The sequence below is a fragment of the Paenibacillus sp. PK4536 genome (assembly GCF_028594455.2).
GTDB classification, from domain to species: domain Bacteria; phylum Bacillota; class Bacilli; order Paenibacillales; family Paenibacillaceae; genus Saccharibacillus; species Saccharibacillus nuruki.
Window position 1 is genome coordinate 1,157,044 of record NZ_CP126313.1, and the last position, 13,077, is coordinate 1,170,120.

At 38.2% G+C, this 13,077-nt stretch carries 12 protein-coding genes; 7 read left to right on the plus strand and 5 right to left on the minus strand.

What is annotated here, in order from left to right:
- The first annotated feature begins 4 nt into the window (after window positions 1–4).
- The 4 genes from PO903_RS05375 to PO903_RS05390 are packed head-to-tail and all read left to right on the plus strand — an operon-like array spanning window position 5 to window position 3,954.
- The gene (locus tag PO903_RS05375; RefSeq protein ID WP_069326431.1) at window positions 5–1,081 is read left to right on the plus strand and encodes an iron-siderophore ABC transporter substrate-binding protein; all 1,077 of its coding nucleotides are present in this window, start codon (window positions 5–7) and stop codon (window positions 1,079–1,081) included.
- The gene (locus PO903_RS05380; protein ID WP_083243353.1) at window positions 1,074–2,114 is read left to right on the plus strand and encodes a FecCD family ABC transporter permease; all 1,041 of its coding nucleotides are present in this window, start codon (window positions 1,074–1,076) and stop codon (window positions 2,112–2,114) included. The genes PO903_RS05375 and PO903_RS05380 overlap by 8 nt, the downstream gene beginning before the upstream one ends.
- Window positions 2,111–3,142, plus strand: a complete 1,032-nt coding sequence (locus PO903_RS05385; protein WP_273592841.1) for a FecCD family ABC transporter permease — start codon at window positions 2,111–2,113, stop codon at window positions 3,140–3,142. Before PO903_RS05380 ends, PO903_RS05385 begins: the two co-directional genes overlap by 4 nt.
- Window positions 3,142–3,954 carry an ABC transporter ATP-binding protein gene (locus PO903_RS05390; protein WP_273592842.1) on the plus strand — a complete coding sequence of 271 codons (813 nt, stop codon included), beginning with the start codon at window positions 3,142–3,144 and terminating at the stop codon, window positions 3,952–3,954. Before PO903_RS05385 ends, PO903_RS05390 begins: the two co-directional genes overlap by 1 nt.
- A gap of 87 nt (window positions 3,955–4,041) precedes the next feature.
- On the opposite strand, the gene PO903_RS05395 is transcribed toward PO903_RS05390, so the two are convergent.
- From PO903_RS05395 to PO903_RS05405, 3 genes are all read right to left on the minus strand, one after another.
- A complete protein-coding gene (locus PO903_RS05395) occupies window positions 4,042–4,881 on the minus strand; it encodes a P-loop NTPase family protein (RefSeq protein WP_273592843.1) in 840 nt (279 codons plus the stop codon).
- Window positions 4,882–4,991: 110 nt separating this feature from the next.
- Window positions 4,992–6,143: a PQQ-dependent sugar dehydrogenase gene (locus tag PO903_RS05400; protein ID WP_273592844.1), complete on the minus strand. Its 1,152-nt coding sequence runs from the start codon at window positions 6,141–6,143 to the stop codon at window positions 4,992–4,994.
- Window positions 6,144–6,413: 270 nt separating this feature from the next.
- On the minus strand, window positions 6,414–7,526 hold the full coding sequence (locus PO903_RS05405; protein ID WP_273592845.1) for an NADH-dependent flavin oxidoreductase: 1,113 nt from the start codon (window positions 7,524–7,526) through the stop codon (window positions 6,414–6,416).
- A 187-nt stretch (window positions 7,527–7,713) separates the two neighbouring features.
- On the opposite strand from PO903_RS05405, the gene PO903_RS05410 reads away from it, so the two are divergent.
- Window positions 7,714–8,124, plus strand: coding sequence for a MerR family transcriptional regulator (locus PO903_RS05410; protein WP_273592846.1), 411 nt, complete (start codon window positions 7,714–7,716; stop codon window positions 8,122–8,124).
- Between the two features lie 34 nt (window positions 8,125–8,158).
- Here PO903_RS05410 and PO903_RS05415 read toward each other — a convergent pair whose 3' ends face one another.
- Together PO903_RS05415 and PO903_RS05420 are read right to left on the minus strand one after the other, a co-directional pair.
- A complete protein-coding gene (locus PO903_RS05415; protein WP_273592847.1) occupies window positions 8,159–8,632 on the minus strand; it encodes a DinB family protein in 474 nt (157 codons plus the stop codon).
- Between the two features lie 274 nt (window positions 8,633–8,906).
- Window positions 8,907–10,646, minus strand: coding sequence for an ABC-F family ATP-binding cassette domain-containing protein (locus tag PO903_RS05420; protein ID WP_273592848.1), 1,740 nt, complete (start codon window positions 10,644–10,646; stop codon window positions 8,907–8,909).
- Between the two features lie 402 nt (window positions 10,647–11,048).
- Between PO903_RS05420 and PO903_RS05425 the strand changes: the two genes are divergently transcribed.
- Window positions 11,049–12,695 (plus strand): DUF2075 domain-containing protein, encoded by a 1,647-nt coding sequence (locus tag PO903_RS05425; protein WP_273592849.1) that lies wholly within the window; start codon window positions 11,049–11,051, stop codon window positions 12,693–12,695.
- Window positions 12,692–13,003 (plus strand): nucleotide pyrophosphohydrolase, encoded by a 312-nt coding sequence (locus tag PO903_RS05430; protein ID WP_273592850.1) that lies wholly within the window; start codon window positions 12,692–12,694, stop codon window positions 13,001–13,003. The genes PO903_RS05425 and PO903_RS05430 overlap by 4 nt, the downstream gene beginning before the upstream one ends.
- Window positions 13,004–13,077 lie beyond the last annotated feature (74 nt).

Below are 13,077 nucleotides of genomic sequence, written 5' to 3' on the forward strand. Positions count from 1 at the left end.
CACTATGAATACTAGACAGAAATTATCTTTTACCGCGGTACTGATCTTAATCATGTCGATTGTTGCTCTCGTTGGTTGTTCCAACAACCAAGCGGCTTCTACAACAACTCCAGCTCCAACAGAAACAACGAATACAGAGGCAGCCGCTACACCAGCAGATACAACAGAGTATCCAATCGTGATCAAGCATGCTCTAGGCGAGGCTGTGATCGAAAGCAAACCTGAACGTGTAGCTACAGTACAATGGGCGAACCAAGATGTAGCATTGGCTCTAGGTGTGGTCCCTGTCGGCTTTTCAGCAGCGAACTTTGGAGTTCAAGATGGTAGTGGACTTTTGCCATGGACAGCCAAAAAGCTAGATGAGCTTGGTGTGAAAAATCCGAACGTTTTCCAAGATACCGATGGTCTAGATTTTGAAGCGATTTCCGATTCTAATCCAGATGTTATTCTTGCAGCATACTCTGGTATTACGCAAGAAGATTACGATACACTCAGTCAGATTGCTCCTGTTGTCGCTTATCCAACAGCTCCTTGGGCAACCACTTGGCGTGAACAAGTATTGCTCAATGCGACAGGAATGGGTATGAAAGCGCAAGGCGAACAATTGATCAAAGATACCGAAAAATTAGTCAACGACAAGCTAAGTGCTTATCCGCAAATCAAAGGTAAAACAGTCGTATGGGTGAATTTCTCCGATACGGATATGTCCAAACTTCATATTTATACACCTGCTGATTCTCGTGTATCGTTCTTAAAAGAATTAGGCATGGATGCTCCAGCAAGTATCACAAAAGAAATCAAAGATCCAAAAAGCTATTCTTTAAACTTGAGTGCTGAAAATGCAGAAGTATTAAATGATGCCGATATCTTAATTGGATATGGCGATGACAAATTGTATCAAGCCGTCAAAGCAGATCCATTGCTTGGTAAAATTCCTGCGATTCAAAGAGGTTCAGTAGCATTTATCACAAGCGATACTCCTTTGGTAGCTGCTGGAACACCTAATCCACTTTCGATTTCATACACCATCGATGAATATTTGAAATTAATCGGTGCTGCTGCTGATAAAGTAAATGGATAGTTCAACTCTTTCAAATGAGAAACACTTACACTCACATATGCCTAAAAACTTCGTATGGGTGCTGATCATTTGCTTGATCTTGCTCGGGTTCACTGCTATTGCCTCTCTGGTCTTGGGTTCAAGATCAATAGGATGGCACGAATTAATAGACGGGTTATTTTATCCGAATGTCGATAGTTACGGCGCTAATATTGTACGTAAACGCATTTCTCGCACAGTGTTCAGCTTATGTTGTGGAGCAGCTCTTGGCGTATCCGGTGCATTGATGCAAGCAGTCACCCGTAATCCGATTGCTGATCCCAGTATATTAGGAGTGAATACAGGGGCGTCCTTGTTTGTGGTTTTTGGGATCGCTTTTCTTAATATCAGTCATGCTAATCAGTATATCTGGTTAGCTCTGGCTGGAGCAGCGATCACCGCGGTATTTGTATTCGGGATTGGTTCGATGGGTCGTGGCGGAGCTACACCGATCAAGCTGGTCTTAGCCGGGGCAGCAACCAGTGCGGCTCTATCTTCACTCGTAACAGCGATTATGATTCCTCGCTCGTATGTGATGGATCAATTTAGATTCTGGCAAGTAGGTAGCGTCGGCTCTGCAAATTGGAGTGCGATAGCTACCTTTATCCCGTTTTTGGCGGTCGGCTTATTGATTGGCTTTATCACTGCACCTGCACTAAATGCGTTAGCACTTGGTGATGATGTGGCTACAGGTCTTGGTGTACGTACGGGCACCCTACGATTGATCGCCGCTTTGGCAGGAGTTTTATTATGTGGAGCAGCGACTGCACTTGCTGGCCCGATAGGATTTGTTGGTCTACTTGCTACTCATGTGATACGGCTGATTCTGGGAGCCGACTTGCGGTTTGTGATTCCTATGTCTGCGATCACAGGCGCTATTATTTTGACGGTATCTGATGTCGGCGGCAGACTGATCAGTAATCCGGGTGAGCTTGAAGTGGGAATCGTCACTGCCTTTATAGGGGCTCCTATCTTAATCGTAGTAGCGATGCGCTCGAAAGTGCGTTCATTATGAGCCAAGCTGCGATTGAATTTATCCAAGCAGGCAGACGGCAAAGACATCGCCGCTGGTTAATGGTGACAAGTCTGCTCGCTATGATTGCTGTTGGTTTATGTGTCGCGATGTTGTTACTTGGCAATACGATTTATCCACTTGGAGATGTTCTCCGCGCATTGTCAGGAGAAAAGATCAAAGGTGTATCCTTTGCAGTCAGTACGATTCGTTTACCACGTATGTTAGCAGGGCTGTTTGCAGGCTTTGCTTTTGGCGTAGCTGGCTATACGTTTCAGACGATATTACGTAATCCGCTGGCGAATCCCAATGTGATCGGGATTACCTCAGGTGCAAGCGCCGCGGCTGTATTCTGTATTGTGATTCTTCATGCTAGTAATGCAGTGATCTCGATTGCTTCTGTGGTTGCAGGGCTGATTACCGTTATTTTTATTTATGTATTATCTAGAGGCAAAGTCTTTTCGATTGGACGTTTAATTCTGATTGGTATCGGTATTCAGGCAATGTTGGATGCAGTGATTTCTTATCTGTTATTGATCAGTGCTCAACAAGATATTCCTTCAGCCCTTCGGTGGTTAACAGGTAGTCTGAACGGTTCGCAGATGCGTGAATTACCGCCACTGATCATTATTGTGCTGATCTGTTCACCGCTAATTATTGGACTTAGCAAGCACTTGAGCATCTTAGAATTAGGAGAGCAATCTGCTTTCTCATTAGGTGTGAACACGGATCACACACGGATTGCGCTGATTGTGAGCTCGGTCTGTATGGTGGCGATTGCGACAGCGACTACAGGGCCGATTGCTTTTGTCTCCTTTCTAGCTGGGCCAATTGCCAAAAGATTAGTAGGCGTAGGTTCGTCTAATATTATGCCCGCAGGATTGGTCGGTGTGAATCTAGTGCTAGCTGCCGATCTGATCGGACAATTTGCGTTTGAGTACAGATTCCCCGTAGGTATCATTACTGGATTACTCGGAGCGCCTTATCTGATCTTCTTGCTGATCCGAATGAATCAAAAGGGGGAACTATAATGAAGCCGACACATCTTTTTCAAGCGGAACAATTAGTAGCAGGATATGAAAATAAAACCGTTATTCACGGCGTAGACCTCACGATACCGAGTCACCAAATCAGTGTAATCATCGGTTCAAATGGTTGTGGTAAATCGACGCTACTCAAAACATTAGCTCGATTGATCAAGCCTACTTCCGGTCACGTAACACTGGATAGTAAGCCGATAAGTAAATTCCCTGCCAAAGCCTTAGCCCTCATTATCGGACTGCTTCCCCAGTCTCCTATCGTGCCAGAAGGCATCTCTGTTGCTGATCTAGTCGGTAGAGGACGGTTCCCTCATCAGAAGATGTTCGGAAGCTGGAGTAAAAAAGATTATGAAGCTGTTGCAGAAGCGATGACGATTATGGATATTACGCAATTCGCTAATCATAATATCGACGAGCTGTCTGGCGGACAACGTCAACGGGTCTGGATCGCGATGGCACTCGCGCAACAAACGGATATTTTATTTCTGGATGAACCGACCACGTTTCTAGATATCACCTATCAAGTAGAGATTCTCGATCTGTTGACCGATCTGAATCGCAAGCATGGCACTACGATTGTGATGGTACTTCATGATATCAACTTGTCGGCACGGTATGCAGATCATATCTTTGCTCTCCATACGGGCAAGCTGGTTGCAGAAGGTTCTCCTATGGAAGTGGTCACCAGTGAACGGGTGAAAGAGATTTTCGGATTGGATTGTACCGTGATCGAAGATCCCATCTCAGGTTCGCCATTGGTCGTGCCGAAGGGACGGTATCATGGAAGTGGTGTTACGGTGTAGTGATTATTTTATGTAGAATAAAGTCATTCAATATAAAAAAGAGATTCTCCTACGCTTTGGATTTAGGAGAATCTCTTTTTTTATCGATTATTTATCTAAATAATCGATAAGTTCTTGCTCTGTTTGTTCCCTATTCAGTGCTGAGTTATCGATGAACAGTTTGTCTATATGTAACTGCTCCAAAATCTCTAATTCCAATCTTCTTCGCACTTGCAGACATTCTATCAGTCCCTCTACCCCGCTTAATTGATGGGCTTTGCCATATTCTTGTTCTGTATAATACCAGATGACAAAGTCTAACCATTCAGAGGATCGTTCTGCACTCACTCGATGTAGTGTTCTACTGATATCTTCTTGATATAGATAAATAAGCACAGGTTGAAGTCGCTTAACAATATCAGCAAGCTCAAGAATATACTGCGTAATGACTGCCTGATCGGCATTACTTTTGGCTAATAACATACACATTGGATTTTGAAAAAAACAACATTCCAAAACAACCACTTCATCCTTGTCAGCTACACGATCTACAAAGTCTCTCCAACTCTGTAAAAGCAATTCGCAATGTCTAGCTAATGGTAATTCGTAAATATCGTAAGTTGCTATATATGTATATAGATCATCTGGAAATGTATCGTTTAATATCTGTTTTGCTTTTTGATAAAAGAAAAAATGATTGGATCCTTGCGAATGAACCATTTGCTGAATACACTCTTTATCATGTCCAAACTGTTGTAACAACGATTGATATTCGTCCTCATTTAGACAAGCTACACTTTCAAAATCCACAGGATGATCCAGATCGCCTTCAAGAAATAAACTCGCTTGTATATGCTGTTGCTCCAAGTATTTTTGGAGAAAAGAAGCAGTAGACGTTTTGCCTGCACCCATAAGACCTTCAACCATAATTAATTTTGTGCTCTTCATAGGTACTCCTTTCAGACTGTATTAAATTTCATCATAACACTTCACCTAAATAAAATGAAAAAGAAGCAATCAGAGCAAGATAATCTACCCTAATCGCTTCTTTTTATGGTTTATTTTAAAATCAGCAAGCGATCATCATTCTTCTCTGGTGTTCCGCCTGCGGTGTTGTTGGTGATCACATAAATCTTACCGTTGTGTACCGCTACATCACGGACACGTCCTACATCTGTTAAGATATCAGTCATTTTTTTGGAAACAGGGTCAAATTCTTTCAGACTTTTACCTGCCAGTGTCGCAACAAGTATCGTATCATCTGGTGTTGTAGCGATACCGGATGGAGCGATCGCTTTGGAACTAGCGACATAGAGCGGAGAAACCATATTTGGTGCGGTTTCGTTGCCCATAACCTTAGGCCAGCCATAGTTGGAACCGGGCTTAATCAGATTCATCTCATCCAGACCTGTGCGATCTGTGCCACCGCCCGGGATGGGAGCGCCACTTGGACCATGATCGGATGCATATAACTTGCCGTCAGATGTCCATGCGATCCCTTGCGAGTTGCGTAGTCCATAAGCATAGACATATGAATTTTTGATCGGATTGTCTTTAGGGATTTTGCCTGTAGATGTCATGCGCAGAATTTTGCCACCTAAGCTTTTCAGATCTTGAGAAAGCTCTCTGCGATTCGTTTCACCGGCTGTACTATACAACATACCGTCTGGGCCAAACGCTAAACGTCCACCTTCATGAATACGCCCGCCGGGAATGCCTTCCACTAGCTTGCTTTGTTCTTTCCAGACATTGCCGACTAACTTCACTTTGACAATTCGGTTGAATCCTTCACCATTTTTCTCATACGCATGGTAGATGTAAGCCATTTTATTTTTAGTAAATTTAGGATCGAGTACGAAGCCTGTCAGCCCTGCTTCACCTACAACACGAAGTGGCTTTTTAGTCTGTACTTTTTGTACCGTTTGCTTACCGTTTTTAATCTGGACAATGCCTCCACCACGTTGTGTGATATAGACGGTATTGCCAGAGAACTGTATAGACCAAGGTACATCTAGCTTGGTAGCTGCAACGGTATAGCCACCTTTCAAAGAGTCTGTAAGCTTCGCTGTAGTAGCAGTTGTAGAAGATGAAGCCGCAACAGCCGTCTGTCCTAAAGTTAACGATTGGATCGTTCCTGTAGCTGTAGATAGAGGTAAAGCGAGTAATAAAGCAACTGTAATCATTTTCCCTTTTGATTTCATATTAAGCATTATATTCCTCCTCTTCCTTTTGTTATTTTTTACCCGTTGAGGAGGTATCTAATCGGAAAACATAGAGAAATATGGATTTTACTTATTTTTTATTCGCTCATTCGTATTTATTCATTTACTTCATTTACAGGATCAATCTCTACTAAATCCTCATCATCCCCTATTATTTTCTCCAATCGTAGTCAAATTTATGTATCTCAGTAAACAATAAAAAAGAGAACTCACCTAAGAAAGTTCTCTTTTTCATATACTTGTTATATTTATCTTACGTTATGAACGAACATTAAACCAACCGGGCATACCATGAATAATATTCCAAAGTTTTTCAGGAAGTTGTACTTGGGAAGGATCGAGTTCGGAAGTGATCTCAGACTCACGTCCGCTTTCTACTTTTTCTACCCAATCAGGATTCATAAGTAATGTATGTCCAAGCGCAATTAATGGTAATCCTGATTCTACATTTGCCATTGCTTGATCTGCTGTAATAACAGAACCAGCTGCCATTACAGGAACTCTACCATTTGCTTTTTCCAGAATCAATTCAAGTCTTGTTTTATCATCTTGAGCATCTACTGGCTTGGAAGACAAATGATCTAACGAAGCATGGATATAATCCAGATCTTGTTCTACCAGAAAATCGATTAATTCATACGTATCTTGCATACGCAATCCATCTGATTTAGATGATTCTTCTGGCGATAAGCGATATCCTAGCATGAAAGGCTTGGTAGCATGCTTTGCAATAACAGATTTAATTTCTTCAATAATAGCCAATGGAAAACGCAACCTTTTCTCAAGCGTACCACCCCATTGATCTGTCCGTTGGTTAGTCGAAGGCGACCAGAAGTTTTGAATTAAAAATCCATGCGCTCCGTGAATCTCAACACCATCGTATCCTGCTTCAATCGCTCTTCTTGTGGTATCTCCAAAGGCTTGAATCATCTCAAGAATTTCTTCGTGTGATAATTTTCTTGCTGCTACTGTTGATCCAAGAGCCGTTACCTCAGGTAGCGATTCACTCGAGCTAACCACATCCAATCCAGGCAAAGCTTTATTGCCTGCATGGAAAATCTGTAAGATCGCAGGGGCTCCTCCACTTTTAGCGGCGTTCGCTAATTGATGCAAACTAGGAATAAATTCATCACTGTATCCAGCAAACTCATGTGTAAATCCTTGTCCATTCGGTGTCACATGCGTACATCCTGTAATCACAAGTCCAACACCATTTACACGTTGTTGGTAATACCTAATTTCTTCATCCGAAACAGTAAGATCCTCATTACTTGCCCATGTGGTCATTGGTGCCATAACCACTCTATTCTTGATAGTCACTCCACTTTTAAAAGTAAAGGAATCAAATAACTTGCTATATTTTTTATTCATATGTTTAGCCCTCTTTGTTTTTTATTTTCTGAACAATACTTATTGTATTAGGTTGTCCTAAGGGCAAGTAAAGGATAATTTTTTATAGCGCTATAATAACTATTTTAGTTTTCTAATTCATTTTCGTGCTATGATTAGGTTACAGTAACTGTAACTAAAGGTGGAGACAAATAATATGAGGTATTCTATGAATTATGTAGTCGAAAATGTAAATATATCTGCAAAAACACTGCGCTTTTATGAAGATCAGGGCATACTACCAAACATATCTCGTGATGAAAAAGGAAGACGAATCTACACTGAACAAAATATAGACTGGCTTTCTTTTATTCGTTGCCTTCGAGAAACTGGCATGTCTATTGCTAAAATAAAAGAATATAAAGAGCTTTTTGAAGCGGGGAATATCACTTTTGTAGAAAGACAAGACATGTTGAAAGATCATAAATTAGAAATACAAAAGCATATTGAAAAAGAACTAAAACATTTAGAAGAAATCAACTACAAACTAGCGATGTACGATCTTCAGGAACACGAAGTCAAAAATAATCCTGATCATGTTTTTAAATGTCACGGTCTGGAAGTAAGTACGATGAATTAATCTAAGGATATCGGTAAATATACAAAACCTTATTTTATTCAAACAACTGCACATTCGGCTCCCGCTTCAACACATGCACTAGCATTGCATGCAACTGTCCACGATGATGGTAGAAATGTGCTTGGGTATCCAGAAGCCATTCATAACGGGAATGCGTTCCACCCCAGAATGCTGTAGTTTGTTGCAAAAGCTCTGATTCTTCTAGCTGTGCTATGCCTTCTTTGAGAAAATCATAATGATGCAATAACGCCTCTGCGATCGCATTCAGATTAGGTGCAGGTTCTGCTTCTTCGTAAAAAAGATCGATCTCTTCCTCAGAGACACCTTTCCCGATCAGAAAGTCCGCTTTGCAAAGTACAGACATATGCGCAAGCAATTCGCCGATCGATATTTTCTCTGCGGTGGGTCTAATGTTCAGATCTTCATTACTCAATGTGTTCATTAGCTTAATCACAGAATCGACAGCCATATCCATCTGCTTAAAAATCCCCTGACAATAGATGTTCATTGGTATATCCCTCTTTTCTTAAAAAAGAATGTTCAACATTCTACGGATGCAGTTTGCTTTTCTGTATGAAAACAATCGCAATATACTTACTCTACTATACTCTGTATGATCGAATATATAACGAAAAAATGGCATTAAAGCTATAACTAAATGTATATAGCAAAAAGACACTGCGATGTGATGTACCAGTGTCTTTTTGTTGTATAGAGGTTGTTCTATTATCTTATTTCATAGTGGAACTAGAGCTTATTCACTCTAATCATATCGCTATCCATTAAACCAACTTAATTAATTCTTCTAGTTCATCTGCCAAACGTTTAGCCAGTTCAAAATTCGTATCTTTTAACGCCAATTCTATTTTCATTTCAACTGCTTTTTTATTTTTTTCCGCTTCCAAATAGCCTTTATCAAAATGGCTATCATAAATCATCTGTTTGAACTCGTCCATACTCATTTTTTTAACCGTTTTATCTTCAATGATCAACACGTAATCCATACCATTTACAACCGAATAGAAATCATGCGAAATCATAATAATAGCACCTTTATAATCTGCAATCGCTTTTTCCAGTGCAATCTGTGTATAGGTGTCTAAATGGCTTGTCGGCTCATCTAAAAACAAGATGTTTGCATGACTAGCAGAGACTTTAGCCAATTGAAGCAAGTTTTTTTCGCCACCGGATAACGATTCGATCTTCTGATTCAGAATTTCGCCTGCAAAACCGTAGTCTGCAAGATACGCTATAATCTCCTCATACGTTTTAAATCCTGCTTCGATAAATTCATCCAAAATTGTATTGGAATCTTGAAGCATTTCGCCCTGGAATTGAGATAAATACGCCATTTTGGCATCTGGTTTGATATCAATAGACTCTTTGTTATTATGGAAAATGTCTCGAAGCAACGTCGTTTTCCCTGTACCGTTGGGACCGATTAGAGCGACTTTATCTCTAGGTTTTATTTTGAAGCTTACATTTTCCAAAAGCAGTTCGTCAAAAGAAACGCTATAATCACGAACATTGATCGCAAATCTACTTTCAATTTCATGATCGATATCTAAACGAATATCCGGTTGTTTAATATCTACAAATGGTGCTTTGAGTCGACGTGCTTCCAATCGTTCAGTAAACCTCACTCTAGCTTTGAGCGCTCTACCACGGGATGCTTCTGAATTGTACGTTGCGATTTCTCGAAGATTATCGACGATGCTCTCGTTGCGCTCAATCTCTTCTGCTTCAGCAACAGTCAATTCTTGTAACTCGATTTTAGTCTGAAGAAGGGAGAAGTTATAATCAATATAGCGCCCGTCAAACTCTTGCAGTTCTGTATTTTCAAGGTGGATGATTTTGTTAAAACAATGATTCAATAGGTAGCGATTATGCGTAATCACAAGTAGCATACCTTTGTGAGAATTGATCAATTTTTTCAATGAATTCAGGTTTTCAAAGTCTAAAAATACATCCGGTTCATCCATAATCATCAAGTCTGGACGCTGAAGCATTTCCTTCATCACTTGAATCAATTTGAATTCGCCACCGCTCAAGTCGGATACGTTTAGATCTTTGATCTTCATGAGGTTCGCTAGATTCAACTGCTTATTAATTGTACTTTCAAAGTTGTCCCCATCCATCGCATCGAATGCGTCTGAAGCCAATTGATGCTTTTCCATCAGCGCTTCCATATCGGATGTCGTTGCCATTTCAGCATAAATCGCCGTAATCTCATCTTGTATCTTTATAAATTCTTCTGCGATATATTCAAAAACCGTCACTTCTTTGGTTTTATCGACTTGCGAGAACTGACTGACCAGCCCGATTTTGCAATCTGGATCAATCTCTAATTTGCCTTCAAACAAATACCTTTCCACATCCATCAGGATATCGATCAAGGTACTTTTTCCACTGCCACTTGTTCCGATAAAAGCACAATGTTGTCCTTCTTCAAGCGTAAATGAAATATGATTGTAAAGCTCTTTCTGAGGAAACGAGAAGGATAAATCTTCAACTTTTATCATAGTGTTACCTTTCTGTATAGCTAAAATGGTGATGATTGTATAAGAAGTCTTGCCGACCGTAACTTTGGAGTTTGCCACTCCTCAGAGTAACACGGTTTACGGGTAAGTACAATTGATTTGTGATTGTATCATCACTAGAGATTGAAAATAATATTTTTCTGAGATAACAAGACTATTCTTTACTTATTCTGTAACCTATAATTATTTAAGTTTTTAATACTTATTTTTTTGTAAAATTCATTAATTTTCCAGTATATTACTTATTATTTTACTGATTTTTCTTTTCTTATAACTATTATAAATTAAAAAATAGAGCATTTAGGCAAAGAAACTTAACTTCAAAACGTTCGATTATAAAATATGATATTATTACATTAAAAAAACGAGGAATTTAAGAATATTATGGATAAACTTATATTTGAAAAGGGAGAATTCCCTCTCCCCAATAGCCATATTGTAACACTACCACACTTAATCAATTATCCAATTGTATATATACTTTATACGGATAAAAAAAGACGAACTGCTTACATTGGACAAACTGTTCAAATTATAAAACGTCTTAAAAATCATAAAGATAGCAAGAAAAGAAAAAGTTTAAATCGTTCCATTTTAATTGGACATCGTAAATTCAATCAGTCAGCTACTTATAATATTGAGACCAATCTCATTAATTACTTCATCGCAGATAATCATTATGAGCTTCAAAATATAAGTCAAACTCGATCTAGAGTTATGCATGACTATTATCAAAAATCATTTTACGATCAGGAATTGTTTAGTTTAATTTGGCAAAGACTTAGAGATGAAAAAATTGTTAGTGATACTCTTGAAAATCTCATAAACAAAGATACTTATAAGTTATCTCCTTATAAGGAACTCTCTTCTCAGCAAGCACAAATTAAAGATGAAATTCTCGATTTTTGTAAAAAATTCATACAAAAAGAGGGAAAACATGTAATTGTAATTGAAGGGGATGCTGGAACAGGTAAAAGTGTGTTACTAAGTTCTCTTTTCAATACACTCCAAGATTTAACTAAAGATCCAAGCTCCTCTATATATAAAACAAATAATTATCTAGTGGTAAATCATTCAGAAATGTTAAAAACATATAAAAACATTGCTAATAGCTTACCAAACTTAAAGAAAAAAAATTTTATGAAGCCAACATCGTTTATTAATGAGAATATTAAAATAGGACAATCTGCAGATATTGTATTGATTGACGAAGCTCATTTACTTTTAACAAAAGAAGATCCTTATAATAATTCTAATTATTCAAATCAATTAGATGAGATTATTAAACTTAGTAAAATAGTTATTGTAATTTTTGACTTAAAACAAGTATTGAAAATTAAAAGCCATTGGAATAAAGAACTATTAAATAAAATTTTACATCCTTATCATACAAAAACTGTACAGCTTACCAACCAAATGAGAATGAATGCTACTCGAGAAACAATAGATTGGATTAATAACTTTGTAGCTAAAAAAATACTTCCTTTACCAATAGTAGAAGACTTCTCTTTCGAACTTGAAATCTTTGAAGATAATGAAACTTTTAAAACAGCTATTAAAAATAAAGATAATGAATTTGGTCTTGCCCGTATAGTCTCTACTTTTGATTATTTACACAAAAAGGATGGAGCAACTTATATAGTTGACGAGGAAGGCATCAATATGCCTTGGAATAGCACTAGCTATGATAAGACATGGGCTGAAAATGCTGATTCGATTAACGAAACTGGATCTACTTATACTGTGCAAGGCTTTGATTTAAATTATGTTGGTGTAATTTTAGGTCCTTCAGTAAGCTATGATGAAACTATTAATGAACTAATTATCAATATTTCTGAATATAAAGACAAGGGTGCACTCGCTTCGAGAACAGATTATTCTTTTGAGAAGAACGAGAAAATTAAGGAAGAAATTATTTTAAATCATATAAATATTTTAATGAAAAGAGGTATCTATGGTCTATATATTTATGCAACTGATCCTAAATTAAGACAGAGACTACTAGAGTTGAAAAGGAGAAAACATTTATGAGTGATATCCAATTTTTAATTCATAAAATTAATGAATTTAGAGACGAAAGAGATTGGAGACAATATCATAATCCGAAAGATTTGGCTATTTCTATCTCAATCGAAGCTGCAGAATTGCTAGAAGACTTTCAGTGGATAAATAATGAAGAAGCGCTCAAAAAAAACAAAGAAAACATTCGTGAAGAAATTGCAGATGTATTGATTTATTCTTTGATGTTATGCTCTGATTTAGACTTAGACGTAAAACAGATTATAGAAGAAAAAATTATAAAAAATGCAAAGAAGTATCCAGTAATTAACATTAAATAGATTTTTTACGTTTATTTTAACTAATTATCATGTTTGATCTTAATAACTGAACTAAAATTAAAAAATAGTAACTA